Origin of the sequence: Curtobacterium sp. VKM Ac-1395 (assembly GCF_015350975.1) — a bacterium.
Taxonomy (GTDB): Bacteria; Actinomycetota; Actinomycetes; order Actinomycetales; family Microbacteriaceae; genus Curtobacterium.
The window spans coordinates 1-24,220 of record NZ_JADKRX010000009.1; the positions used below are offsets into that span (position 1 = coordinate 1).

General features: G+C 73.0%; 20 protein-coding genes. 5 read left to right on the top strand and 15 right to left on the bottom strand.

The features are described 5' to 3' along the window. Positions 1–459 precede the first annotated feature (459 nt). The 3 genes from rlmN to ITJ68_RS17330 form a co-directional block, all read right to left on the bottom strand. Positions 460–1,704, bottom strand: coding sequence for a 23S rRNA (adenine(2503)-C(2))-methyltransferase RlmN (rlmN, locus tag ITJ68_RS17320; RefSeq protein ID WP_194663143.1), 1,245 nt, complete (start codon positions 1,702–1,704; stop codon positions 460–462). A gap of 100 nt (positions 1,705–1,804) precedes the next feature. After that, positions 1,805–2,770 (bottom strand): C40 family peptidase, encoded by a 966-nt coding sequence (locus ITJ68_RS17325; protein ID WP_194663145.1) that lies wholly within the window; start codon positions 2,768–2,770, stop codon positions 1,805–1,807. Positions 2,771–2,945: 175 nt separating this feature from the next. Further along, entirely contained in the window at positions 2,946–3,842 is an 897-nt protein-coding gene (locus tag ITJ68_RS17330) for an AraC family transcriptional regulator (RefSeq protein ID WP_194663147.1), read from the bottom strand. A 122-nt stretch (positions 3,843–3,964) separates the two neighbouring features. Here ITJ68_RS17330 and ITJ68_RS17335 point away from each other — a divergent pair, with 122 nt between their 5' ends. Next, positions 3,965–4,762 carry an SDR family NAD(P)-dependent oxidoreductase gene (locus ITJ68_RS17335; protein ID WP_194663149.1) on the top strand — a complete coding sequence of 266 codons (798 nt, stop codon included), beginning with the start codon at positions 3,965–3,967 and terminating at the stop codon, positions 4,760–4,762. Positions 4,763–4,822: 60 nt separating this feature from the next. Here ITJ68_RS17335 and ITJ68_RS17340 read toward each other — a convergent pair whose 3' ends face one another. After that, the gene (locus ITJ68_RS17340) at positions 4,823–5,581 is read right to left on the bottom strand and encodes an SDR family NAD(P)-dependent oxidoreductase (RefSeq protein ID WP_194663151.1); all 759 of its coding nucleotides are present in this window, start codon (positions 5,579–5,581) and stop codon (positions 4,823–4,825) included. A gap of 125 nt (positions 5,582–5,706) precedes the next feature. Here ITJ68_RS17340 and ITJ68_RS17345 point away from each other — a divergent pair, with 125 nt between their 5' ends. Continuing rightward, complete coding sequence (locus tag ITJ68_RS17345) at positions 5,707–7,266, top strand: hypothetical protein (protein WP_194663152.1); 1,560 nt, start codon at positions 5,707–5,709, stop codon at positions 7,264–7,266. On the opposite strand, the gene ITJ68_RS17350 is transcribed toward ITJ68_RS17345, so the two are convergent. From ITJ68_RS17350 to ITJ68_RS17375, 6 genes are read right to left on the bottom strand one after another with little or no spacing between them, the layout of a single operon-like run. Next, entirely contained in the window at positions 7,256–8,170 is a 915-nt protein-coding gene (locus ITJ68_RS17350; protein ID WP_194663154.1) for a phosphogluconate dehydrogenase C-terminal domain-containing protein, read from the bottom strand. The genes ITJ68_RS17345 and ITJ68_RS17350 overlap by 11 nt on opposite strands. Next, positions 8,167–9,012, bottom strand: a complete 846-nt coding sequence (locus ITJ68_RS17355; protein ID WP_194663156.1) for a sugar phosphate isomerase/epimerase family protein — start codon at positions 9,010–9,012, stop codon at positions 8,167–8,169. The genes ITJ68_RS17350 and ITJ68_RS17355 overlap by 4 nt, the downstream gene beginning before the upstream one ends. Beyond that, positions 9,009–9,812 (bottom strand): triose-phosphate isomerase family protein, encoded by an 804-nt coding sequence (locus ITJ68_RS17360; protein WP_323743362.1) that lies wholly within the window; start codon positions 9,810–9,812, stop codon positions 9,009–9,011. The genes ITJ68_RS17355 and ITJ68_RS17360 overlap by 4 nt, the downstream gene beginning before the upstream one ends. Continuing rightward, positions 9,809–10,291: a ribose-5-phosphate isomerase gene (locus ITJ68_RS17365; RefSeq protein WP_194663158.1), complete on the bottom strand. Its 483-nt coding sequence runs from the start codon at positions 10,289–10,291 to the stop codon at positions 9,809–9,811. The genes ITJ68_RS17360 and ITJ68_RS17365 overlap by 4 nt, the downstream gene beginning before the upstream one ends. 53 nt (positions 10,292–10,344) lie before the next feature. Continuing rightward, positions 10,345–12,066: a dihydroxyacetone kinase family protein gene (locus ITJ68_RS17370; protein ID WP_194663160.1), complete on the bottom strand. Its 1,722-nt coding sequence runs from the start codon at positions 12,064–12,066 to the stop codon at positions 10,345–10,347. Beyond that, positions 12,063–13,451 (bottom strand): MFS transporter, encoded by a 1,389-nt coding sequence (locus ITJ68_RS17375; RefSeq protein WP_194663162.1) that lies wholly within the window; start codon positions 13,449–13,451, stop codon positions 12,063–12,065. Before ITJ68_RS17375 ends, ITJ68_RS17370 begins: the two co-directional genes overlap by 4 nt. A 139-nt stretch (positions 13,452–13,590) precedes the next feature. Here ITJ68_RS17375 and ITJ68_RS17380 point away from each other — a divergent pair, with 139 nt between their 5' ends. Then, on the top strand, positions 13,591–14,337 hold the full coding sequence (locus ITJ68_RS17380) for a FadR/GntR family transcriptional regulator (RefSeq protein ID WP_194663164.1): 747 nt from the start codon (positions 13,591–13,593) through the stop codon (positions 14,335–14,337). A gap of 215 nt (positions 14,338–14,552) precedes the next feature. Continuing rightward, positions 14,553–15,296: a class I SAM-dependent methyltransferase gene (locus ITJ68_RS17385; RefSeq protein WP_194663166.1), complete on the top strand. Its 744-nt coding sequence runs from the start codon at positions 14,553–14,555 to the stop codon at positions 15,294–15,296. A gap of 12 nt (positions 15,297–15,308) precedes the next feature. On the opposite strand, the gene ITJ68_RS17390 is transcribed toward ITJ68_RS17385, so the two are convergent. The 5 genes from ITJ68_RS17390 to ITJ68_RS17410 all read right to left on the bottom strand — a co-directional run bounded on the left by ITJ68_RS17390 (position 15,309) and on the right by ITJ68_RS17410 (position 22,623). Beyond that, positions 15,309–17,735 carry a glycosyl hydrolase family 95 catalytic domain-containing protein gene (locus tag ITJ68_RS17390; protein WP_194663168.1) on the bottom strand — a complete coding sequence of 809 codons (2,427 nt, stop codon included), beginning with the start codon at positions 17,733–17,735 and terminating at the stop codon, positions 15,309–15,311. Next, positions 17,732–18,655: a sugar phosphate isomerase/epimerase family protein gene (locus tag ITJ68_RS17395; RefSeq protein WP_194663170.1), complete on the bottom strand. Its 924-nt coding sequence runs from the start codon at positions 18,653–18,655 to the stop codon at positions 17,732–17,734. Before ITJ68_RS17395 ends, ITJ68_RS17390 begins: the two co-directional genes overlap by 4 nt. Continuing rightward, on the bottom strand, positions 18,652–19,884 hold the full coding sequence (locus ITJ68_RS17400; RefSeq protein ID WP_194663172.1) for a DUF993 family protein: 1,233 nt from the start codon (positions 19,882–19,884) through the stop codon (positions 18,652–18,654). The genes ITJ68_RS17395 and ITJ68_RS17400 overlap by 4 nt, the downstream gene beginning before the upstream one ends. After that, positions 19,881–21,179, bottom strand: coding sequence for a Gfo/Idh/MocA family protein (locus tag ITJ68_RS17405; RefSeq protein WP_228506023.1), 1,299 nt, complete (start codon positions 21,177–21,179; stop codon positions 19,881–19,883). Before ITJ68_RS17405 ends, ITJ68_RS17400 begins: the two co-directional genes overlap by 4 nt. Before the next feature lie 412 nt (positions 21,180–21,591). After that, positions 21,592–22,623, bottom strand: a complete 1,032-nt coding sequence (locus tag ITJ68_RS17410) for a LacI family DNA-binding transcriptional regulator (protein WP_194663174.1) — start codon at positions 22,621–22,623, stop codon at positions 21,592–21,594. Positions 22,624–22,891: 268 nt separating this feature from the next. Between ITJ68_RS17410 and ITJ68_RS17415 the strand changes: the two genes are divergently transcribed. Next, entirely contained in the window at positions 22,892–24,172 is a 1,281-nt protein-coding gene (locus ITJ68_RS17415) for an extracellular solute-binding protein (RefSeq protein ID WP_194663176.1), read from the top strand. The last annotated feature ends 48 nt before the right edge of the window (positions 24,173–24,220 follow it).

Sequence of the window (24,220 nt, forward strand, 5' to 3'; positions counted from 1 at the left end):
GAGCAAGCTCGGCGACGAGGTCAATAAATTGGCATTGACAATGTGCACGCTGTTGAGTTCTCAAGGACCAGACGCACTCCCCGCTCGACCCGTGAAGGATTCCGCCAGAGAGGCATTCGTTCTTGGTTGACCACCGATGACGAACATCGGTGGTGGTTGCCTGACCGGGACCCCGTCCGGACTGCGTCTCAGGGTGTTGACCCTGTGACCGTCTCGGCCGTTCCGTTCTCCGCATCAGCGGCAACGAGTGATTACTTTACACACGGCCCCAGGGCCCCGCCAACCGTCCTCGCACCCGGGCGTGTCGCGCCCAGGTGAACGGCAGGAGGACCCAGCGACACCAGCGGAGATCCGGGGGTTGAACAGCACGCGCGGGCCCGGGGACGACCGAAGGCACGGTGCCGATGAGCACCGTGCCTCCTGAGACGAAGGACGAGGGCGAACCTCGACTCCTGCCAGCTACTCCGCCGCAGCCAACTGCCCGCAGGCGCCGTCGATCTCCTTGCCGCGGGTGTCGCGGAGGGTGGTCGGGATGCCGGCGGCGTTGAGTCGGCGGACGAACTCGTCCTGCACGTGGACCTCGGACGACGTCCACACGGACCCGGGGGTCGGGTTGAGCGGGATGGGGTTGACGTGCACCCAGCCCTTGCCGCGCTTGTTGAGCTTCTCCGCCAGCAGGTCGGCGCGCCAGGCGTGGTCGTTCATGTCCTTGATGAGCGCGTACTCGATCGACACCCGCCGACCGGTCTTGACGTAGTAGTTGTGGGCGGCGTCGATCGCCTCGTCGGCCTTCCACTTCGAGTTCACCGGGATGAGCTCGTCACGGAGTTCGTCGTCGGGCGCGTGCAGTGACAGCGCGAAGGTGAGCGGGATGCCCTCGTCCGCGAGCTTCAGCATCGCGGGCACCAGCCCGACGGTCGACACCGTGATGCCTCGGGCGCTCATCCCGAGCCCGCTCGGTTGCGGCGCCACCATCAGGCGGACGGCGTCCATCACCCGCTTGTAGTTCGCGAGCGGCTCCCCCATGCCCATGAACACGATGTTCGTCACGCGCTCGGCGTCGACGCGGTCCTGCCCGCCCTTGCGCGGGTCACCACCGAGCTCCCCGGCGGCGATGGCCGCGTTGGCCCGGACGATCTGCTCGATGATCTCCGCCGTGGACATGTTCCGCGTCAGCCCGGCCTGTCCCGTGGCGCAGAACGGGCAGTTCATGCCGCACCCGGCCTGGGACGACACGCACAGGGTGATCCGGCCGGGGTAGCGCATCAGCACCGACTCGACCAGGGCACCGTCGTGCAGCTTCCAGAGGAACTTGATCGTGTCGCCCTTGTCCGTCGCCAGCCGCCGGGTCTCGGTGAGCAGCGGCGGCAGCATGCCCTGCACGAGCTGCTCGCGCTGGGCCGCCGGCAGGTCGGTCATCTTCGCCGGGTCGGACGTGTAGTGCGTGAAGTAGTGGGTCGCGAGCTGCTTGGCCCGGAACTTCGGCAGACCGAGCGCGACCACGGCGGCCTCGCGCTCCTCGGTCGTCATGTCGGCGAGGTGCACCGGCGGCTTGCCGCGCTTCGGCGACGCGAACTGCAGGAGGGGCCGGCCGTCGCCGTCGGTCGCCTGCTGCCAGCCCTCGGTGCGAGGGCGCACCTGCGGTCGGGCAGAGCGTGCTGCTGCGCTCTGCTCCTCGAACGGGGTGCGGATCTCGGTGGCCATCACTCCAGCTTACGGGAGGCTCGGCCCCACTCGGCAGCGCCGCCGTCGGCCCGGTGGACCCTCGGGTCCAGGGCACGCCGGGTGCGTCCGACGCGGGGCGTCAGGAACCGGCGGGCAGGAGCCGGGCGAAGTGGTGGGCGGCCGAGTACATCGGGACGATGTCCACGACCTCACCGGGGTGCGGGGCCTGCAGCACGAGGCCGTCGCCGAGGTACAGCCCGACGTGGTCCTCGTTGTCGTAGACCACCATGTCGCCCGGCTTCGCCTCGGACTCGGGGACGGTCGTCGCGACGGCGTCCTGCGTGGGGACGTAGTGCGCGAGCTGGATGCCGACGGCCTGGTACGCCACCATCGTCAGCCCGGAGCAGTCGATGCCGGCGTGGCTCGCACCGCCCTCGACGTACGGGTCCCCCATGTAGGCCAGCGCCGTCTGCAGCACCGTGGCACGGTCGCCACCGGGCGACAGCGCTGCCGACAGGGCTGCCTGCGCCTGGGCGGTGGTGACGCCGAAGCGGAGCACGAGGGTGGGGTAGGACACGACCGACGTCGTGGTCATGCCGTCCGAGGAGATGATCGGGACCTCGACGTCGTGGGCGACCGTGAAGGTCTGCAGCTGCTCGGACGTCGTCGTCGCGTGGACCGGTGCGGGCTCGGGCGTCGCGGCGTTCGCCGGGATCGAGAGCGACAGGGTCGAGGTGATCGCCAGGGCCGGAGCGAGCAGGAGCGCGGCGCGGCGGGCGTTGGCGGCACGGCGGACGTGCCGCGGGTCGACGGCACGCTCGGCACGGAGTCCGGCCGTCCGGGAGGCCACGACGGCAGGCGGTGCGGCGACGAGCGGCCGTGCCAGGCGTGTCGGAGCGGGGGCACCCACGCGGGTCGGAGCGGGGGCGACCACGCGGGCCGGCTGCTCGTGCTCGACGACGCCGGCCCGGGTGGAGGCAGTGCCGGCGGCAGAGCGACGGCCGCGGCGCGCGGGGCCGGTGGTGGGGCTCGAGCTGGAGGTGGAGCTGGGGACGGGAGCGGGTCGACGGCCGTCGTCACCTGCTGGCAGTGCGTGGCGTCCCATGGTTCCTTCCGGGTCAGAACCGCCCGTCTGGTGCGGCGACTCGGGAAGATAACGTATTGGTCACGAACCTGATCCCGGCTGGGGAACGGCGGGGAGTTCCTGCGGCCCGTCACAGACTCACCGCGGTCTGGAGGTGTCCTGCCAGGCCGGGGTGAGCCTCCTGTCCGTGGTCGGATCAGGCCGGGACGAGCGCGAAGTGGGTGCGGGCGACGGCTGCGTCCTCGGCCGGCGGTCGCCCGTAGGCGGCGCGGTAGTCCCGCGAGAAGTGCGACGCGCTGCGGTACCCGACGGCGGACGCGGCCTGCGCCGCGGTGTCGCCGTGGACGACCATCCGGCGCTTGGCCTCCCCCAGGCGGAGCCGCTTGAGGTACTGCATCGGCGACATCCCCGTCGCGCTCCGGAAGCGGGCGTAGAGCGTGGACTCGCTCGTGCGGACGGCGTCGGCGAGCGTCGTCATCGACCACGGCTCGGCGGTGCGCTCGGTGAGCAGGCGGGTGGCGGCGGCGACGACCGCGGCCTCGCCGGTGCCGATCGCGGCCAGGATCCGCGGTGCCTGGTCGGTCTGCAGGAGGCGGAGCACGACCTCCCGGCTGACGAGCGGTGCGAGCACGGGGACGTCCTCGGGGGTGTCCATCAGCGCGACGAGCCGGGCGAAGGCGTCGGCCAGTGCGGGCGTCCACGTGCCGAGCCGGCCGGGCTCGGCGTCGGACGGGGTCGGGCGGGCCATCGCACCGGCGACGTCGGCCACCACGGACGCGTCGAGCTGCCAGACGGCCGACACGAAGCCGACCTCCGGCTCGGTCTCGACGACCCCGGCGATGACGGGCAGGTCGACGGGCGTGATGATGAAGTGCTCGCGGCCCCAGACCTGGTCATCGTCACCGACGATCGAGCGCTTGCGACCGGCCAGCACCACCGAGAGCGACGGTGTGTACCGCTGGTAGCCGAGCGGGGTGGTGTCGTACACGCGGGACACCGTGAGCCCGAGCTCCGGCACGGTGCGGCGGTCCTCGACACGGCGGAGCGCGGTCGCGAGCGCGCGGTCGAGGTGGTCGCTGGTGCCGTCGTCCATGTGCCCATCCAACCCCGCCCGGCCGTGGGCGGCGGCACCACTGCCGGGGTCGTGCGGGATCGGGCAAGGACCTCGCGGATCCGGGCAAGCCGACGAGCCGGTGCCGCCAGGAGGCTGGATGCATGCAGACGAACGAAGCAGTCCTCGAGTCCCTCCCCCGTGACGACCGGCTCGCCGGCCGCACCGCCCTGGTGACCGGCGCGACCAGCGGCATCGGCGAGGCGATCGCCCGTGTCCTCGCGGCCTCCGGTGCCCGGGTCGCCGTGTCCGGCCGCAGTGCCGAGCGGGCCCAGCGGGTGGTGGACGCCATCACCGCCCAGGGCGGCGACGCGGTCGTCGTCCGCGCCGACCTGTCCGACGAGCCCGACACCGTGCGCGACCTCGCCACCCGGGCCACCGAGGCGCTCGGTGGACGGGTCGACGTGCTGGTGAACAACGCCGGCGTCTACCCCGGCGGCCCCACCGCGGCCCTGTCCGACGCGGCGATGCAGGAGCTCTGGGCGACGAACGTGCGCGCGCCACACGTGCTGGTCGGCGAACTCGCCCCGGCGATGGCGGCGCGGGGCTCCGGCGTCGTGGTGAACGTCGGGTCGTGGATGGCCCGCGTCGGGGTGCCGTTCATGGCGCTCTACCCGGCGACGAAGGCCGCCGTCGAGCAGCTGACCCGGGCGTGGGCGGCCGAGTTCGGGCCGAGCGGGGTGCGGGTGAGCACGGTGGCGCCGGGCGCGACGGCGACGCCGGGGAACGCGGACTCGGCGGACGCGCTGGCGGCGATGACGGCGGGGACCCCGGCCGGGGTGCCCGTGCGACCCGTCGACATCGCGTTCGCGGTGCGGTGGCTCGCCTCGGACGAGGCCGTGTTCGTGCACGGCGGCACCATCGACGTGGACGGCGGAGTTGCGTCGACCCGGATGGGCTGACCGGCGCCGACCAGGACCGATCGGCGCTGGTCGGTGCCGACCGGACCTGACCGACGCGGGCTAGAGGCTCGTCATGCCGCCGTCGACGCGGAACTCGGCCCCGGTCGCGAAGGACGACTCGTCGCTGGCCAGGTAGACCATGATCCCGGTCACGTCGTCGGGCGTGCCCGCGCGGCCGAGCGGCGTGCGCGCGACGATGGCCGCTCGCGCTTCCGGGTCCGTCGCGATCGTCGTCACCAGGCCGGTCTCGGTGTAGCCGGGCACCACCGTGTTGACCCGGATGCCGTCGCGGGCGTACGCCATCGCGGTCGAGCGGACGAGCGCGTGGATGCCGCCCTTCGTCGACGAGTACGCGGCGAACGTCGAGCCCTCGCCGTTCAGGCCCGTCGGGCTGCCCGTGCAGACGATCGACCCGCCGCCGCGGGGCCGCATCGCCCGCACGGCGTGCTTGAGCGTGAGGAACGTGCCGGTCAGGTTGACCGCGAGCGTCCGCTCCCAGGCCTCGAGCGGCACGTCGGCCACGGCGGCGTCCTGGCCGAAGAGCTGCACGCCGGCGTTGGCGACCACGACGTCCGGCACGAGGCCGTCGTCCGCGAGCGACGCGAACCCGTCGGCGACCGAGGGCTCGGACGCGATGTCCATCGTCAGCGGGACCGCGAGGGCACCGGCTGCGTCGGCCGCCGTCGTCGCCGCGGCGGTGTCACGGTCGGCGTAGACCACGCGGGCCCCCTCGGCCACGAACCGGTCGGCGATCGCCCGCCCGATCCCCGATCCCGCGCCCGTCACGAGCGCCACCTTGCCGTCGAGTCGCCCGGTCATCGCATCTGCCCCGTCCCGCGGGGCGCCGTCGCCCCGTCCGTCTGCTCAGCGTACCGACCGGAGCGGAATGGTCAACCGGTTGTCCAGCAGTGGCGGTGGCGGGCTGGACACGGTTGACTGACGCCGTGATCGATGACGACGCACGAGCGGAAGCCTGGCCGGACGCCACCCCCGAGGAGTCCGTCACGGTCGGCCCGTGGCGGCTCCGGCTGCGCGGGACCGAGGTCGCGGACCTCACCCACGACGGCACGCCGGTGCTGCGGGCCGTGCGGTTCGTCACGCGGGACCACGACTGGCGGACCGCCGAGGACACCCTGGTCAGCCGGACCGTGGACCGGACGAGCACGGGCGTGGACGTCCGGATCGCCGCGCGGAGCGGGTTCGACGGGGACGACGTGCTCGAGTACACCCTCGCGGTCCGCATCGAGGGCGACGTCCTGCGGGTGGACGGGTCCGCGACGACGCTCCGTGCGTTCCGCCGCAACCGCGTCGGTCTCGTCGCGCTGCACCCCGCCGGACTCGCCGGGGTGCCCCTGGTCGTCGAGCACCCCGACGGCCGGCCGTCGATCACGTCGTACCCGCTCTGGATCGCCCCGCACCAGCCCGCCGTCGACGTGGTCGGGTACCGCTGGACCGCCGGCTCGATCGCGGTCGCGATGACGATGACCGGGGACGTCTTCGAGATGGAGGACCAGCGGAACTGGTCCGACGCGTCGTTCAAGACCTACTCGACGCCGCTCGCGGAGCCGTTCCCGGTCGCGCTCGAGCCCGGCGCCACGGTCCGGCAGGCGTTCACCCTGCGCTGCGCGCACGTCGAGACGGGAGGCTCGGTGACGGTCCTCTCGGACGTCCCGCCGGTCGAGGACCCGGCGGAGGACCTCACGGCCGCCCCTGCCCCGGTGCTCCAGTTGCTCGCGTCCTCGGCCCCGGCGGCCCTGCGCCCGCCGGACGACGCGCTGCGACCGGGCGTGCCGGTCCTCGTCGAGCCGGTCGTCGGGGCGCCGAACGCGGCCGCCGTGCTCGCGTCCGCCCGCCGGGACGCGGTCCACGCCCCGCTCGACGTCCGCTTCGTGACCGACGACCCGGTCGCGCTGCGCGCCGCGATCGACGACGTGCTGAGCAGCGGCGCGGTCGTGCGCGTCGGGGCGTTCGACCCGCGCACCCACGTGACGACGCCGGCACTGCAGCAGGCGCTGCGGGAAGCCGCTCGGGCGGACGGTGGCCTCGAGGTCGTCGCCGGCACCCGCGCGCACTTCACCGAGCTGAACCGGGCGGTCGCGCTCTTCCGGGACTGGGACGGGCCCCTGACCTTCAGCGTGACGCCGCAGATGCACGACCGGTCCCGTGCCCAGGTGACCGAGGCGGTGCGGATGCTGCGCTGGGTGGCGATGAGTGCCTCCAGGCTGGCTGCCGGCCGATCGCTCCACGTCGGGCCGGTGACCCTGCGTCCGCGGTTCAACGCGGTCGCGACCTCGGCGCCGGTCCCGATGCCGCGCGCCGACGTCGAGGACGGCCACGGGCCGCAGTTCGTGCCGGACGCGACGGACCCGGAGCAGCACTCCCCCGCGGCGGACGCGTGGTTCCGCCGGGCCGTGCACGCACTGCGGGCCCCGGGCCTCGTGAGCATCACGCTCGACGAGGCCTGGGGCCCGCGGGGGTCGACCGGGCGGTCGCTCAGCGCTTGACCGCGTCGATCTTCAGCATCTTGGCGATGACGCTGTCGAGCTCGCTGTCGTCGAAGACCTGCTTCCAGTCCTCCTTGATGAGCTTCTCGCGGCCGTAGCCCATCGCGATGTGGCAGGCGTCCGAGAACGGGTTCGAGCCGCGGAGACCGTTCGTCAGCGCGATCCAGGTGTGACCGTAGAGCATCGCGCGGGCGGCCTCGCGGGGCACGCCGACGCCGTTCACGGTCTCCTCGAGCGCGTCGTGGAGGAAGTCGCCGATCATGCAGGCGATGGTCTCGACGAGGGTCGGCTCGAGCACGGCGAGCTGCTTGACGGTGACCCAGTGCACCTGGATGACGGGGGCGTACATCGTCGTGATGACGGCCTCGGCGATCGCCTTGGCACGGTCGCCCTCGTCACCGAGCGACTCGGAGGCGTCGAAGGCCGCGATGACCTCCTGCGGGGCGGCGATGCCACCGAAGGTGTCGTCCCACTCCTCCTTGCTGGTCCGCTCGAGGAACACGGACGGGTGGCACGGGTGCGCCACGGCGTAGTGGATGTCCTCGCGCTTGGCGAGGAGGCCCGCGTAGGCCGCGGCGGGGTCGAGCGTCAGGATCGTGGCGCCGGAACGCATCTCGGGGACGAGCTGCTCCGAGACGGTGCCGAGGAGGACGTCCGGCACGGCGAGGATGACGACGTCGGCGACCTTGGCGGCCTCGATGCTGTCGGTCAGCTCGCGGCCGAGGTCCTTGATGCGCTCCTGGCCGGCGGGCGAGGCCTCGCTGTAGCGCGTCGTGTACTCGCTCTTGGCGAAGTTGTTCGAGACGCGGGTGCCCATCTTGCCGCCGGCGCCGATCACGGCGACGGTGACGTCGGCGGTGCCCGAGCCGGCTGCGGTGGTGTGGCTGATGGCGGTGTCGGTCATGATTCCCTGCTCCTGGTGTACTCGATGGTGTGTTCGGTCCACGCCGCCTCGGTGCGGGTGGTGGTCTGTGCGGGGGTCTCCCCGGGCTCCGGCTCGGCGGCGACGGTGTCGTCCTGCCACGGGAGCCAGAACTCGATGACGCGGTTGACGCCCCGGGTCTGCGGGTCGATCGCGTCGCGGATCCGCAGGTGGTCGATGCGGCCGGTGCCGATCGGCACGCCGGTGTACTGGAAGCCGACCCAGCCCGGGGTGCGGGTGAAGTCGGCGTCCTTCACGTGCCAGTTCCGGACGTACGGGGCGGTCATCCGGACGACGTCCGCCGGGTGTTCGAGGGCCGCGACGGTGTTCGCCGGGTCGAGGCAGACCCCGAGGTGGTCGGACCCGATCCGGGCGACGACGGCGACGAGGTTCGTGGTGGGCACGACCTCGTACGTCTCGAGGGCGAGCGTGACGCCGGCGGCCTCGTACGCGGGCAGGGCCTGGCGGAGTCGCCGTTCGGTCTCGGCCGCGTCGGGCCGGTCGTCGCCGCTCGTCCACATCGAGCGGACGAGCGTCGCGCCGAGCTGCTCGGCGACGTGCAGGTACCGGGCGAGGTGCTCGGGCGCGGTGCCGCGGGTGCCGACCTCGAGCACGAGGCCGAGGTCGTCGGCCAGGGCCTTCAGCGCCGCCAACCGCTCGTCCGACGCGGTGTCGAGCGGTAGGTGGTCGCAGATCTGGAACAGGTCGACGCCGTCGTGGGACGCCGCGTCGCGGAGGACGTCGTCGAGGGACATCGGCGCCGGCACGCGGTCGGACATCCGCCAGAAGTAGGCGTACGTCGAGAGGCCGAGGAGAGAGGTCATGCGTCGGCCCCCAGCTGCTCGGCCTCGTCGAGGATCGTCCGGATCGCCGCGGGGTCGTGCGCGAAGCGGCCGAGGAACAGCCCGCCGATGCGGCCCCCTCCCCGCGTCAGCAGCCCGGGTCCGGCACTGCCGCCGTAGATCACGACGCTGCCGGCGAGCTCCGGCCGGGTGGCGAGGTGGGCCTCGATGCCGGCGAGCACCGCGACGATGTGGTCGTCGGGCGCGGGAGCCGGGGCACCGATGGCCCAGACCGGCTCGTACGCCACGACGACGGGACCGGCGATGCCGTCCGCCACCGCGGTCTGGACGAAGCGGTCGAGCTGGGCGGTCACCTCGGTGACCGCGTCCGCGATCTGGTCCGGGTGGGAGGCCCGGGTCGACTCGCCGACGCAGATGAGGGGCCGCAGGTGGTTCCGGAAGGCGGCGTGCACCTTCCCGGCGACGTCCTGGTCGGACTCGTGGAACAGGGAGCGCCGTTCGGCGTGCGCGATCTCGACGAGGTCGACGCCGATCTCCGCGAGCTCACGCCCCGAGACCTCGCCGGTGAAGGCGCCCTCGTCCGCCCACGCCAGGTCCTGCGCGCCGAGGAGCACGCCGGAACCCGTCAGCGCCGCACGCACGGGGACGAGCGACGGGAAGGTCGGGATGACGAACAGCTCGACGCTGCCGTCGGTCACCGCCGGGTGCGTGCGGGCGATGTCGGCCACGGCCTCGGCCCACGCGATCGTGCGGGCGTGGCCGAAGTACATCTTCAGGGACACCCCGATCGTCAGTCGGGGCGTCGCCGTGGCCCGGGTCACGCGTCGGTCCCGACCGGGGCGCTGCCGTCGTACGCGCAGATCGCGTTGACCTTGTCGGCGCTCGCGCTGCTCTGGTCGAAGGTGTAGCCGAGCCACTCCTTCGCCATCCGCCGTGCGACCTCGATGCCGACGACCCGCTGGCCCATGCAGAGGACCTGGGCGTCGTTCGAGAGGACCGAGCGCTCGACGCTGAAGGAGTCGTGCGCGGTGACGGCGCGGATGCCGGGCACCTTGTTCGCGGCGATCGCGACGCCGAGCCCGGTGCCGCAGATCAGGATCGCGCGGTCCGCCTCGCCGTTCGCGACCAGGCGGGCGGCGTCGACGGCGACGTGCGGGTAGGCGGTGTGGCCGTCCGCGTCGACGCCGACGTCCACGACGCTGGCGACGCGGGGGTCGGCCTCGAGGTCACGCTTGATGACCTCCTTGTAGTCGAAGCCGGCGTCGTCGGAGCCGACGACCAGACGGAACTGCTCGCTCATGGGGATGCCTCTCTCGTGGTGCTGCTGGTGCTGGTGCTGGTGCTGCGTCGGGGTCAGGCCGGGACGCTGAGCGTCCGGAGGACCGCGGCGGTGATGAGGGCGAACGACACGGCACCCGCGTCGGGGGTGCCGACCGCGTCCTCGCCGTGCGTCCGGGCCCGTCCCATGCGGGGCAGGAGCGCCGCGGTGGCGTCGGCCGCCTGCTGGGCCGCGGCGGAGGCGGCCGTCCACGCCGTGACGAGGTCGTCACCCGCGTCGATGCGCTCGGACAGCACCGCGTCGAAGGGGACGAGGGCGTCGACCATGGTCTTGTCGCCGACGACCGCGCCGAAGGCGAGGACGGCGTCGGTGGCGGCGTGCACCGCGGTCTGGACGGTGGCCGCGTCGGGCCGGTCGGTGTCGCCGAGGACGCGACCCAGGGCCTCCAGGGCGGCGCCCCAGATCGCGCCGGAGGTGCCACCGGCCTTGTCCGACCAGGCGTCCCCCGCGATCGCGAGGACGCTGCCCGCCCCGGCACCACGCGTTGCGGCGTCCCGGGCGGCCGCGTCCGCGGCCGTGGAGCCACGCTGCATGCCGATGCCGTGGTCCCCGTCACCGGCGACCGCGTCGATGCGGCCGAGCTCGTCGGCGTGCTCGTCGATCGTGGTGCGGATCGCGGTGACCGCGTCGGCGACGACCCGGGCGGACGCCTGCGAATCGGGGGTGCCGGGGGTGACCGGTGCGGCGACGTGGGCGGTGAGGACGTCCTCGGGGAGCCGCTCCTGCGGGACCGCGCCGCCCTTGCGGTACGCGGGGGTGTCCGTCGGCGCTGCCCAGAGCTGCTCGAGTTCCGCGTCGAGCCAGAACAGGGTCAGGGAGACCCCGGCCATGTCGAAGCTCGTGACGAGTTCGCCGACCTCGGGTTCGACGACCACGGCGCCGGCGTCGGTGAGGAGCCGCTGGACGGTGGCGTAGACGACGAACAGCTCCTCGTACTTCACGCTGCCGAGGCCGTTGAGGATCGGGACGACGTGGGCGCCGTCTGCCGTGACGCCGTCGGGCAGCTCGGTGAGGAGCTTGTCGACCAGCAGCGTCGCGAGTTCCGCGGCGGTGGGGACGTCGGTCTCGTCGATGCCGCGCTCACCGTGGATGCCCATCCCGATCGCCATGCGCCCCTCGGGCACCGTGAACAGGGGCTCCTCGGCGCCCGGGAGGGAGCAACCGGAGAACGCGACACCGAAGGACCGGGTCCGCTCGTTCGCTTTCGTCGCGACCCGAGTCACCTCGTCCAGGGTCATGCCCTGCTCCGCAGCGGCACCGGCGACCTTGAACACGCAGAGGTCCCCCGCGATCCCACGACGCTCGTGGGTTCGGGTGCTGGGTGCGGAGGCGACGTCGTCGGTGACGCGGACTGTGCGGACCTCGATCCCCGCGTCCCGCAGGGCACGTTCGGCGGCGTCGAAGTTCAGGACGTCGCCGGCGTAGTTGCCGTAGGACAACAGCACCCCGCCACCGTGCTCGGACGCCTTCGCGACCGCGGTGACCTGCTGCGCGGACGGGCTGGCGAACAGGTTCCCCATCGCCGCGCCGGCCGCGAGCCCGTGGCCCACGAGACCACCGAACGCCGGGTAGTGGCCGGAACCGCCACCGATGACCAGGGCGACCGTGCCGTCCGGGCTCGCCGTGGACCGGGCGACGCCGCCGTGGACCTTGCGGACACGGGCCTGGTTCGCGGCGACGAACCCGTCGACCATCTCATCGGCGAAGTCCGCCGGGTCGTTGAACAACCGGGTCATGCGCCTGCCTCCGTGGTGACCGCGCGCTCGGCGTCGGTGGTGGTCGGGGCGGTGCCGGTCTCGCCGCGGTGCTGGCGGGACACGACGACCATGAGGATGCTCGAGAGCACCATGAAGAAGCCGACGATGAACATCGGGACCTGGTAGCCACCGGTCCACTCGCTGACGATGCCCGTGATGTACGGGGCAGCGAAGCCGCCGAGGTTGCCGATCGTGTTGATGAGCGCGACGCCCGCTGCTGCTGCGGCCCCGGTGAGGAACTGCGTCGGCATCGTCCAGAAGTTCGGCAGGGCGGCGAAGATCGCGCAGGCCGTGACCGCGATGACGGCGACGGTGGCCGCGGGCGAGTTCATGAACAGCGCCACCGGGATGCTGAGCCCACCGACCAGGGCGGGGAGCGCGATGTGCCAGACCTTCACGCCGCGGCGGAACGCGTCACGGGACCAGAAGTAGAGGACGACCGCGGCGGGCACGTACGGGATCGCCGTGATGAGGCCCTTCTGGAACAGGTCGAACGAGGTGCCGAACTGCTCCTGGAAGCCGTCGATGATCGTCGGGAGGAAGAAGCTCAGCGCGTAGAGGCCGTAGATGAAGCCGAAGTAGACGAACGCCAGCATCCAGACGCGGCCGTTGCCGAACGCGGCGCGGAGGGCGCCCTTGCCGTGGCCGTCGTTCTTGCCCTGGTTCTCCTTCGCGAGCGCGGTCTCCAGCCAGACCTTCTCGTCCTCGTCGAGCCACTTGGCCTGGGACGGCTTGTCCTTGAGGACGAAGAGGCACAGGACACCGACGATGATCGCCGGGATCGAGACGCAGAGGAACATGAAGCGCCAGCCGGCGAGGCCGCCGAGCAGGCCCTCGTGGGTCATCAGCCACCCGGCGAGCGGGGAGCCGATCACGCTGGTGAGCGGCTGCGCCAGGTAGAACAGCGCGAGCATCTTGCCGCGGTGGCGTGCCGGGACCCAGGTGGAGAGGAACAGGATCGCGCCCGGGAAGAACCCGGCCTCCGCGATGCCGAGCAGGAAGCGCAGGCCGACCAGCTGCGGGTAGTTCTGCACCCACGTGAAGAGCAGCGAGACGATGCCCCACGTGATCATGATGCGGGCGAGCCAGATGCGGGCACCGAACTTGTGCAGCGCGAGGTTCGACGGGACCTCGAGCACGAGGTAGCCGATGAAGAAGACCCCGGACGCGAAGCCGAACTGCGCGGCGGTCAGGCCGAGGTCGGATTCCATGCCGTTCGGGGCCGCGAACGAGATCGCGGTGCGGTCGAGGAAGTTGATGAAGAACATCAGCGCCACGAACGGCACGATGCGGATGGCGATCTTCCGGATGGTCGTCTTCTCGACGACCGAGGTCGGGATGCCTCGGGTGGCGGGGATGTCCACAGTGACTCCTGCTGGGGGAACGACGTTGGTCGGGGTTGGAACGCGGACCATCCTGCGCTCTTCGACGCAAGTTGTCAACCGGTTGACCAAAGGGTCGACTGCGCTGGGACCGGGAGCGTCGCACCGCTACGCTCGGCACATGCCCGCGTTCAGCGAGAACGACCCCCTCAACATCCGGCTCGAACTCGAGTCGGTGCCGGTCGGGTCCCCCGCGTCCGAGGTCGCCCGACAGCTCGTGTCCCTGCTCACCGCCGGTGACCTGGCCCCCGGGTCGCGCTTGCCGTCCGAGCGGGTGCTGGCCGAGCGGCTGGGCGTCGGCCGATCAGCGGTGCGGGAGGCCCTCGCCGCGCTGGAGATCCTGGGCATCGTGCAGATCCGTCCGGGCTCGGGCACGTACCTGCGCGGCGGCATGTCGGACCTGCTGCCGACGACCCTGTCGTGGGGGCTGATGCTCGCGTCGAACCGCACGCGGGAGCTGCTCGAGATCCGGTCCTCGCTCGAGCGCACCGCGGCGATCCTGGCGGCGCAGCGCGCGACGGACGAGGAACTCGACGCGCTCGGCGACCACCTGGACCGGCAGGAGGCCACCCTCGACGACCCCTCCGCGTTCATCGAGGCCGACGTCCGCTTCCACGTGCAGCTCGCGCGGGCCGCCGACAACGACGTGCTCGCCGACCTGCTCCAGAGCCTCCGGTCGATGCTGAGCGTGTGGGTCGGCCGCCGCGTCAGCACCCGTGAGGCCACCGAGGCCGCCTACAACGAGCACCGCGCGATCTACGACGCAATGCGGACGCGGGACGTCGCCGCGACGCTGCGGGCGATGGACGAGCACATGGCCACGGCGAGTGCGCGCATCGAGCACGCGGACGCGGTGCCGGCGGAGTAGCCGGCGCCCCCGTCGCTCGGGGCGCTCGCGGCGCTCAGGGCGCTCGCGGCGCTCGGGGCGCTCGCGCTGGTGCGAGGTTGACCAGCCCGTGCGGCGCCGGGGGTCCGCACGGAGTGGTCAACCTCGCACGGGCGGGGGGGAAGGCGCACGGTACGACGTTGCCGAACCGGCAACGGGGCTCGCGTCCGGATGGTGCGGTGTGCGTCACTGGGCGGATGCACACGCACGAGCACGGCACCGACTCCCCCGGCGACACACTGCCCGACGCCGCGACGTACTGGGAGTCCCGGTACGCCGACGGGGACCGGATGTGGTCCGGCCGGGTGAACGCCGTGCTCGCCGACGTCGTGGCGACGCTCGATCAGCGGGGGCCCGTCGGGTCCGCGCTCGACCTGGGCTGCGGCGAGGGCGGCGACGTGCTGTGGCTGGCCTCGCGGGGATGGCGGGCGACGGGTGTCGACCTGTCCCCCACCGCCGCAGCCCGAGGTCGCGCGGCCGCGGTGGACGCCGGCGTCGAGGACCTCGCGCGGTTCGACGCGGGCGACCTGGCGACGTGGGACACCGACGAGCGCTTCACGCTGGTGACCGCCTCGTTCCTGCAGTCGTGGCCGGTCGAGATCCCCCGCGCCGCGATCCTGCGCCGGGCGACCCGGTTCGTGGCACCCGGCGGACACCTGCTGGTCACCGCGCACGCCGCCCCGCCCGGCGAACTACCCGAGGAGCTGCGGTCCTACCGGTTCCCGACGCCGGACGACGACCTGGCTGCACTCGGTGTGGCACGCGGCGACGGTGCTGATGCCGACGCCGACGCCGATGCCGACGGTGCTGATGTCGACAGTGCTGCTGCCGACGCCGACTGGGCAGTGGTCGCGGCCGAACTCCGCGCGCGGTCCGTCACCCGCGACGACGGCACCACGCACGACCTGCTCGACAGCGTGGTGCTCGTCCGGCGACGCTGACCCGGTCGGCGCTCAGTCGGCGTCGAACAGCACCGGGACGCGGACACCGACCTCGTCGAGCCGCACCAGGACCTCGCGTCCGCCGTGACGCACCACGTGGCTACCCAGCGCCCGCGGGGTGCGTGCCCGCAGGCCGGCCTCGACCAGTTCGGCGCCGTCGTGCCCCACGGCGCCCCAGGTCACGTCGACGTCGATGCCGGGCCGGGCGACGAGCCCACGGACGGACCCGTGCGCGAAGACCTCGGGCACGGCGGGGAGCAGGTCGAGACGACCGCGGTGGGACTGCACGAGCATCTCGGCCACGGCGGCGACGACGCCGAGGTTGCCGTCGATCTGGAACGGCGGGTGCGCGGCGAACAGGTTGCGGTAGAGACCGCCACGCTGCCCCTCGTCGTCGACCCCGTCCATGGTGCGGAACACGAGCGGCAGGAGCCTGCCGATCGCGGCGGTGTCCCCGAGCCGGGCACGGAGCGCGAGCTTCCACGCCAGCGACCACCCGGTGGAGTCGTCGCCGCGGGCGTCGAGCGTCCGGGCGACCGCGGCGGCCATCGACTCGTCGAGCGGTTCGGTGCCCGGGTACGCCGCGACGAGCGAGGACACGTGGCGGTGCCCCGGCTCGGCGTGCCCGCGGTCGGCACGCCACTCCGGCACGGCTCCGTCGGTGCCGGGCTCGATCGGCGGCAGGGCGTCGGCGAGCGCCGCCAGTCGCGGGTCGGGCACGAGGCCGACCCGGTCGCTGAGCCTCCGGTACGCGGACACCGTCATGCCGATGAGCGCGAGGTCCATCGCCGAGTCCGTGTCGACCGACCCGGGGGCACCCGTCGCGGTGACGAAGTGGTTCTCCGGCGAGGTCGAGGGGACCGTGTGCGGGAGACCGTCGTCGCCGGTGACGAGCCAGGCGTCGACGAACGCGAGCGCACCGGCCACGAGCGGCAGCAGCACGTCGGTGACGTAGGCGTCGTCGGCACCGTGGTCGGCGTGCGCGATCAGCGGGTCGAGCAACCAGAGCGCACCCATCGGCCAGAACGCGTACGCGGGGTCGTGCTGGCCCTCGCCGATGGGCTGGGTGTACCCCCAGGCATCGGTGTTGTGGTGCGCCACCCACCCGGGAGCGTCGTACAGCCGGGCCGCGGTCTGCTCCCCGCTGCGGGCGACGGCCTGGACCAGCGTGACGAGCGGCTCGACGGTCTCGGGCAGCGCGGTGACCTCGGCGGGCCAGTACGCCATCTCGAGGTTGACGTTCGTGGTGTAGTTCGCGCTCCACGGCGGCCGGAGTGCGGCGTTCCAGATCCCCTGCAGCGTCGCGGGCAGGCCACCGGGGCGGGACGAGCAGATGAGGAGGTACCGGCCGTACGCCACGAGGAGCGCCGCGAGACCGGGGTCCGTGGCGATGCCGTCGGCGGCGACCCGGGCGAGGCGCTCGTCCGTCATCAGGGTGGCGTGGTCGGCGTGGTCGCCCTCCGGCAGCGTCAGGGTGAACCGGTCGTACAGCGTGGCGTGGTCGGCTCGCTGTTCGTCGCGGACCCGGTCGATGCCGGTCGCGATCGCGGTGTCCACGAGTCCGGCCGCGACCGAGGCGGCGTCGGCAGCGGTGCCCGACGGCGCGCGGCCGGCCCCTTGGGCGGTCGTCGCCGTGGCGAGGACGATCCGGACCGTCCCCCGGGCCGGCACACGGACGCGTTCGGGGCCGGAAGCAGCGTCGGTGGTGAGCGGACGATCGTGCTCGTCGACCACCCGGAGCACCGCAGCGCCCTCGAGGGCGGGACCGTCCCAGCGCACCGGGTCCGGCACGTCGCCGTCGTGGGGCGGCCAGACGTCGCTCGGCAGCCGGACGAGCAGCACCGCGTCACCCGGTCCGGACGCCGCCGCACCGGCAGCAGCCCCGGCACCGGACGACCCGTCGAGCGGCGCGTGCAACAGCGTCTCGAGCGACACGTCCACCGTCCCCACGCCGGAGTCCGGGAACACCAGCTCGTGCACGAGCACCCGGTGGGGCCAGGACGCCCAGGTCGCGGTGCGGACGGGCTGGCCGTCGAGCACGAAGGACGTCGTCGCGGTGGCGGTCGGGAGCTCCAGCGTCCGTTCGTGGTCCTGCACGGAGCCGTCTCCGTCGGGCGTGGTCGTCACGAGCAGGTCGACGAACGGCACGTACGCCTGCGTGTGCCGGTGCTGCACCCGGCGGAGCGCGTCGGCGGCGTCGTCGAACCGCTGCTCGGCGATCGCGGCGCGGGAGTCGGCGAGCGCTGCCCGGACGGTCTGCGGGTCGAGCGGGTCGACGTGTTCGGTCTCGACGGTGCCCGACCACGCGGACCCGTCGTTGACGCCGACGCGGTCGGCGAGCGCACCGCCGTGGCACATCGCCCCGAGCAGGCCGTTGCCGACGGGGAGTGCATCGGTCCAGGTGGTCGCGGGGCCCCGGTACCGGAGCACGGCGCTCATGCGGACCCCAGCGGGACGTGGGCGGCGACGCTCCGCACGACACGGTCGACGACGACGGCGGGCGCGGTGTCCCACACGGACTGGTTGAAGATCTCGACCTCCACGTCTCCGGTGTACCCGGCAGCGGCGACCGCCGCACCGATCGGGCCGAAGTCGATGTGCCCGTCGCCCGGGTACCCCCGCGAGAGCAGGGGGTCGGCAGCGAGCGGGGTCACCCAGTCGCACACCTGGTACGTCGCGATCCGTCCGGCGGCACCGGCGCGGGCGATCGACGACTCGAGCGCCGGGTCCCACCAGACGTGGAAGGTGTCGACGGCGACGCCGACCGCCTCGGCGGGGAAGGGTGCGGCCAGGTCGAGGGCCTGCGCGAGGGTGGAGACCACGGCACGGTCGGCCGCGTACATCGGGTGCAGGGGCTCCACGGCGAGCTGGACCCCGGCGTCGAGGGCGTGCGGCACGAGCTCGGTCAGGGCGTCGGCGACCCGGGCGCGGGCGGCACCGAGGTCCTTCGAGCCGCTGGGCAGTCCCCCGGCGACGAGGACCAGCACGGGTCGGGACCCGGGTGCGCCGGCACCGGCCAACGCCGCTGTCTCGTCGATGGCGCGGCGGTTGTCGTCCATGGCCAGTCGGCGCTCGGCCCCGTCGGCGAGGGTGAAGAACCCGCCGCGGCAGTGCGTCGACACGCGGAGCCCGGAGTCACGGACCATCCGCACGGCCTCGTCGAGCCCGACGTCGGCGACGGGTTCGCGCCAGGTGCCGATCGCCTCGACGCCCGCCGCGGTCACCGCCGCGATGGCCTCGGCCAGGGAGGCGTGCTTCACCGTCGCCTGGTTGACCGAGAGCCGGGCCGCGCCGACGGCTGCCGCGTGGCGGGCCGCGCCGACGGCTGCCGCGGGACGGGCCGGAGCCGGGGCGCTCACGCGACCGACTCGGGGACGGGAGCGGCGTCGGCGGCCGAACCGGGCCTCCTGGCCGGCTGTGCACCACGGACCGACGTGACGCGCCGGTCCACACCGTGCAGTGCGAGCAGCGCGTGCCAGCGCTCGGCCGCGGCCTCCGGGTGTTCGAGCGCACCGCAGGCGTTGGCGAGCCGGACCGTCTCCGACAGGTGCGGCAGGCTGCGGCCCGCGTGCAGCCCGCCGACCATCGCGGGTGACGACTGGTGACCGTTCAGCCAGGCCAGGAACGCGATCCCGGTCTTGTAGAACCACGTCGGGGCGGCGAAGACATGGCGCGCGAGGGCCTCGGTCGGGCCGAGGACGGCGCGGAAGGCGGCCTCGTCCGGCAGGGCACGGACCGCGGCGGACGCGGCGGGTCCGACGGCGGCGAAGGCACCGAGCAGCGCGTCCGAGTGCGCGGACCCGTCGCCGGCGATGAGGTCGACGTAGTGGAAGTCGTCGCCCGTGTACATGCGGGTGCCCTCGGGCAGACGGGCACGGAGGGCGACCTCGGCCGACGCGTCGAGCAGGCTCATCTTGATCCCGCTGACCCGCTCGCCCGCGTCACGCATCACCGCGAGCACCGTCTCGGGTGCCGACCGCTCGTCGCCGAAGTAGCCGGCGAGCGCCGGGTCGAAGGCGGCACCGAGCCAGTGCAGGACGACGGGTGCCCCGGCGCGCGCGATGACCCGCTCGTAGACCGAGCGGTAGTCGTCTGGTCCGGACGCGGCGCGCGCGAGGTGGCGGCTCGCCATCAGGACCACGCCGGCGCCGGCGTCCTCGGCGTGGTGGAGCTGGCGGACGTAGGCGTCGACGATCGCGTCGAGGCTGGCGTCCTCGGACGCCAGGTCGTCGGTGTTCACCCCGACGACGATCCGACCGCCGACGCTCGCGGCCTCGGCGGCGCTGCGGATGACGAGCTCGCGGGTCGCGGCCGGGTCGAGGCCCATGTTGCGCTGCGCCGTGTCCATCGCGTCGGCGACGCCGAGGCCCCAGGACCACAGGTGGTGCCGGAAGGCCAGGGTGCTGTCCCAGTCGAGGTCGGCCGGGGCGCCGGGCGTGGTGTCGGACCCGACGCGGGGCACGACGTGGGCGGCGGCGTACACGACGCGCTCGGTCAGCGGGCCGTCGGGCCTGGTCCACGTGGGTGCGGGCTGCAGGGGCACCGTCGTGGTGGTGCCGTCGGCGGCGAGCAGGGTCAGGTCCGTCATGCGGAGACCGCCTGGAGGCTCGGGTCGGTTCCGGCGGGGGTGCCGTCGGTCCGGTCGCCGGTCCGGTCGCCGGTCCGGTCGTCCGTCCGGTCGTCGGTCCGGTCGTCCGTCCGGTCGTCGGTCCGGTCGTCCGTCCGGTCGTCGGTCCGGTCGTCCGTCCGGTGCGGCTCGGGCAGGTGGAGTTCGGGCAGGTCGACGCGGCGGCCCTCGCGCGAGGACACGAGGCCGGCCTCGGCGAGCGCGACACCGCGGGCACCGGAGAGCAGGTCGTACGGGTGCGGGCGGCCGGCGACGAGGTCGCGCACGAAGTCCTCCCACTGCGCGCGGAACCCGTTGCCGTACTCGTCGTTGTCGGGGACCTCGAGCCACTGCCCGCGGTAGTCGCGGTCGTCGCGCAGGTCCGGGTTCCACACCGGCTTCGGCGTCGTCGTCCGCGGCTGGACCCGGCAGCCGAACAGCCCGACGACGGCGCTGCCGTGGGTGCCGTCGACCTGGAACTCGACGAGCTCGTCCCGGTCCACCCGCACGGCCCAGCTCGAGTTGATCTGCGCGGTGATCCCACCGGCCAGGTCGAACACCCCGTACGCGGCGTCGTCCGCGGTGGCCGGGTAGGCGCGGCCCTGCTCGTCGGTGCGCTCGGGGATGTGCGTGACGGCGCGGGCGTACACCGACTCGACGCGGCCGAACAGCTGCTCGAGGACGTAGTTCCAGTGCGGGAACATGTCGACGACGATGCCGCCGCCGTCCTCGCTGCGGTAGTTCCAGCTCGGGCGCTGGGCGTCCTGCCAGTCCCCCTCGAAGACCCAGTAGCCGAACTCGCCGCGGACCGAGAGCACCCGGCCGAAGAACCCGGAGTCGATGAGCCGGGCGAGCTTGCGCAGGCCGGGCAGGTAGAGCTTGTCGTGCACGACGCCGGTCGGTACGCCGGCCTCGGCAGCCAGGCGGGCGAGCTCGAGGGCCTCGGCGGAGGTCTCCGCGGTCGGCTTCTCGGTGTAGACCGCCTTGCCCGCGGCGATCGCCCGGCGGATGGCGTCGGTGCGGGCGCTCGTGACCGCGAAGTCGGCGAAGACGTCCCAGCGCGGGTCGGCGAGCGCGGCGTCGAGGTCCGTCGTCCAGTGCTCCAGGCCGTGGCGCCGGGCGATCTCCTCGAGCTTGCCGGCGTTCCGGCCGACGAGCACCGGTTCGAGCTGCACCCGGGAGCCGTCGGGCAGCAGCACGCCGCCGTCCTGCCGGATGGCGAGCACCGAGCGGACGAGGTGCTGCCGGTAGCCCATGCGTCCCGTGACGCCGTTCATGATGATGCCGAGGGTGCGGGTGGTCAACGCGTGCTCCTTTGCTCGCCGAGCTGCTCCCGCCGGTGCGGAAAGCGCTTGCCCGGCACCGTACACCACGGCGTGCTCGGAGCGCAGCCCCGAGGTCGGCGGCCGCGTGCGGAGGCCGGGTCAGGAGTGCCGGGCCGGATCCCCGGGGCACCGAGCGGTCATGACACCCCGCTCACGTCCGCCGAGCGGGCACGACTCGTCGATCGACCCCGTGCGGGACGACGAGCTGTGGCCGGTGGACGACACACGAGCGGGGTGTTGCGACCGGTCGACGAGCGCGCGGGGCCGGGGACGGCAGGGCGGCGGCCGGGGTGTCGGCAGGGCGGCGCTCGGGCTGTCGGTCGAGGTGTCGGTCGGGGTGTCGGTCGAGGTGCCGGCCGGGGTGTCAGCGCGCGGTGCTCGCGCGCAGGACGACCTCGCCGTCGACGTCGTCCGCGTCGTCGTCGGTGCCGAGCGCCCGACGGACCGCCCGCGCGCCGATCTCCTCGAGCGGCAGCCGCACGGTGCTGAGCGCCGGCACGACGTCGACGAGCATCCGCACGTCGTCGAACCCCGCGACACCGATGTCGACGCCGGGGACGAGGCCGCGCTCGCGGATCGCCGTGAGCGCCCCGACCGCCATCAGGTCCGTGACGGCGAACACGCACCGCGGCGGCGATCCCGCGTCGAGCAGCTGGGTCATGGCCTGGTAGCCGCCGTCCCGCGAGAACGCCGACGGCACCACGGCCCCGTGGTCGAGCCGGATGCCGTGGGCGGCGAGTCCGGCGACGAAGCCCTCGACCCGGGCGTGCGCGGTCACGAGGTCGGGCTCCCCCGCCAGCACGGCGAAGGACCGGTGCCCCTGCTCGACGAGCGCTCCCGCCAGGGCCGCGGCGCCGCTGAGGTTCCGGACGACGAGGGCGTGGACGCCCTCGACACCGGCGGCGGCCCCGTCCACGTCGGACACCAGCGCCGAGACCCCGGCGCCCCCGGCGACCAGGGCGGCGATGCCGTCCCGGACGGCGTCCCCGTTCCCACCGAGGTGCCGACTGACGGCGAGCACCACGGCGCGCGGGCGGAGGCCGGCGACGACGTCGAGCACCTCGCGCTCACGGGAGGCGTCCCCGCCGGTCGAGGTGATCGTGACGACGAGCCCGGCCTCGTCTGCGGCCCGGATCGCACCGGCGGCGATCGCGGCGAAGTACGGGTCGGCGATGTCGCCGACGACGAGGGCCAACGAGGTCGTCGTGCCGCGGGCCACCGCCTGGGCCTGCACGTTCGCGGTGTAGTGCAGCTCGCGGGCCGCGACGTGCACCCGCTCCAGGAACTCCGGACGCACCCGACGAGCGCTGCCGTTCAGCGCACGGGACGCGGTGGCGAGGGAGACCCCGGCGCGCTGCGCGACGTCCGCCAGGGTCGCGGTGCTGCGGTCCGACACGACGGCGTCCTCTCCGGTGCGCGCTGCCGTGCGCGTCCGGCGTCAGGCTAGCGGTTTCCTCGGCCTCGACGCCGGAACCAGCCATGTCGAGGAGCGAGCGCGCGTGCCTGGGCGAGCCGAACCTCCCGGCCGACACCGATGTGAGGACAAATGCGGGAAAGCGCTTGCCGAACTGCCCCCGGGTCGTGTAGACAATGGACCCTCGGCCGAGACATCCCGAATGCTCGTCCACGGCGAACAGCCCGTGGCCCGAACGAAAGCAGTGACGATGAAGTCATCCAAACGAGTGCTCGCACTCGCCGGCGGCCTCGCCGCCCTCGCGCTCCTCTCCGGCTGCGCCTCCGGTGGTTCCGGGGACGACGGCGGGAAGGTGGACAAGCTGACGTTCTGGCTGTCGACCTCGACCGCGCAGGAGAAGGGCTACCAGGACCTGGCCACCGCGTACGAGAAGGAGTCGGGCGTCAACGTGCGGATCGTGAACCTGCCGTACGACGGCCTGCAGACGAAGCTCCGCGAGTCCGCCCAGGCGAAGTCGCTGCCGGACGTGGTCCGTGCTGCCGCCATCGACCCGATCTGGACGTCGCAGACGGTCGACCTCAGCTCGATCACCGACAAGAAGGCCACCGGCATCAACCAGGACCTCGTCGCGAAGGCGAAGGACGGCAAGGTCCTCTCGATCCCGTCCGACATCACCGCGGCGGGCCTGTTCGTGAACAAGTCGCTGTTCGAGAAAGCGGGCGTCAGCTACCCGACCGACCCGGCGAAGGCGTGGACCTGGGACGAGTTCCTGAAGGCCGCCGACGAGGTCAAGGCGAAGACCGGCGCGAAGTACGACCTGACGTTCGACGCCTCGCCCTCGCGACTGCGTGCGTACATGTACACGAAGGGCACGACCTTCCTCGAGCAGCAGAAGGACGGCTCGTTCGAGAGCAACGCGAAGATGGTCGGCGCGCTGCAGGACTTCGCCGACATGAACGACGACAAGACGATGCCGAAGTCCGTCTGGGCCAGCGGGCAGGACCCGAACGCGCTGTTCAAGAGCGGCCAGGTCGTCGCGTACTTCTCCGGTGTCTGGCAGACCTCGGACTTCGCGTCGAACGTCGACTTCGACTGGGCGAGCGCCGCGACCCCCGCCGACCCGACCCACGCCACGGAGATCAACTACGGCGGCAACATCGTCGGGTTCGCCAACTCCGACGCCCGCGGTGCCGCCGCGAAGAAGTTCATCGAGTACATGTACGAGCCGGCGAACTACACCAAGCTCTCCGCCACCAACGGCTTCCTGCCGGTGGAGAACGGGCTCGACATCGACTACCCGTTCACCTCGCAGGCCGCCAAGGACTCGTTCGCGCTGTACACGAAGGAGATCGAGGCCGCTGACCCGATCTCGAGTGCCTACGCCAACGAGGCCTCCACCTGGGCGATCGAGGGCAAGGAACTCGGCACCGACCCCACCACCACCGAGGTCGGCAAGCTCATCAACGGGCAGCAGTCGGCGAAGAAGACGCTCGACACGATCACGAAGTACTACGAGGAACAGGTCGGCTGACGACCTCGGCCGCCGGGTGCGTGCACCCGGCGGCCGCCCCTCCGGGTG

Bases quoted from the DNA above. Each gene is read 5' to 3' on its own strand.
- rlmN (WP_194663143.1), bottom strand. From the start codon at position 1,704: ATGGCCACCGAGATCCGCACCCCGTTCGAGGAGCAGAGCGCAGCAGCA.
- ITJ68_RS17325 (WP_194663145.1), bottom strand. From the start codon at position 2,770: ATGGGACGCCACGCACTGCCAGCAGGTGACGACGGCCGTCGACCCGCT.
- ITJ68_RS17330 (WP_194663147.1), bottom strand. From the start codon at position 3,842: ATGGACGACGGCACCAGCGACCACCTCGACCGCGCGCTCGCGACCGCG.
- ITJ68_RS17335 (WP_194663149.1), top strand. From the start codon at position 3,965: ATGCAGACGAACGAAGCAGTCCTCGAGTCCCTCCCCCGTGACGACCGG.
- ITJ68_RS17340 (WP_194663151.1), bottom strand. From the start codon at position 5,581: ATGACCGGGCGACTCGACGGCAAGGTGGCGCTCGTGACGGGCGCGGGA.
- ITJ68_RS17350 (WP_194663154.1), bottom strand. From the start codon at position 8,170: ATGACCGACACCGCCATCAGCCACACCACCGCAGCCGGCTCGGGCACC.
- ITJ68_RS17355 (WP_194663156.1), bottom strand. From the start codon at position 9,012: ATGACCTCTCTCCTCGGCCTCTCGACGTACGCCTACTTCTGGCGGATG.
- ITJ68_RS17365 (WP_194663158.1), bottom strand. From the start codon at position 10,291: ATGAGCGAGCAGTTCCGTCTGGTCGTCGGCTCCGACGACGCCGGCTTC.
- ITJ68_RS17370 (WP_194663160.1), bottom strand. From the start codon at position 12,066: ATGACCCGGTTGTTCAACGACCCGGCGGACTTCGCCGATGAGATGGTC.
- ITJ68_RS17380 (WP_194663164.1), top strand. From the start codon at position 13,591: ATGCCCGCGTTCAGCGAGAACGACCCCCTCAACATCCGGCTCGAACTC.
- ITJ68_RS17385 (WP_194663166.1), top strand. From the start codon at position 14,553: ATGCACACGCACGAGCACGGCACCGACTCCCCCGGCGACACACTGCCC.
- ITJ68_RS17390 (WP_194663168.1), bottom strand. From the start codon at position 17,735: ATGAGCGCCGTGCTCCGGTACCGGGGCCCCGCGACCACCTGGACCGAT.
- ITJ68_RS17400 (WP_194663172.1), bottom strand. From the start codon at position 19,884: ATGACGGACCTGACCCTGCTCGCCGCCGACGGCACCACCACGACGGTG.
- ITJ68_RS17405 (WP_228506023.1), bottom strand. From the start codon at position 21,179: ATGAACGGCGTCACGGGACGCATGGGCTACCGGCAGCACCTCGTCCGC.
- ITJ68_RS17415 (WP_194663176.1), top strand. From the start codon at position 22,892: ATGAAGTCATCCAAACGAGTGCTCGCACTCGCCGGCGGCCTCGCCGCC.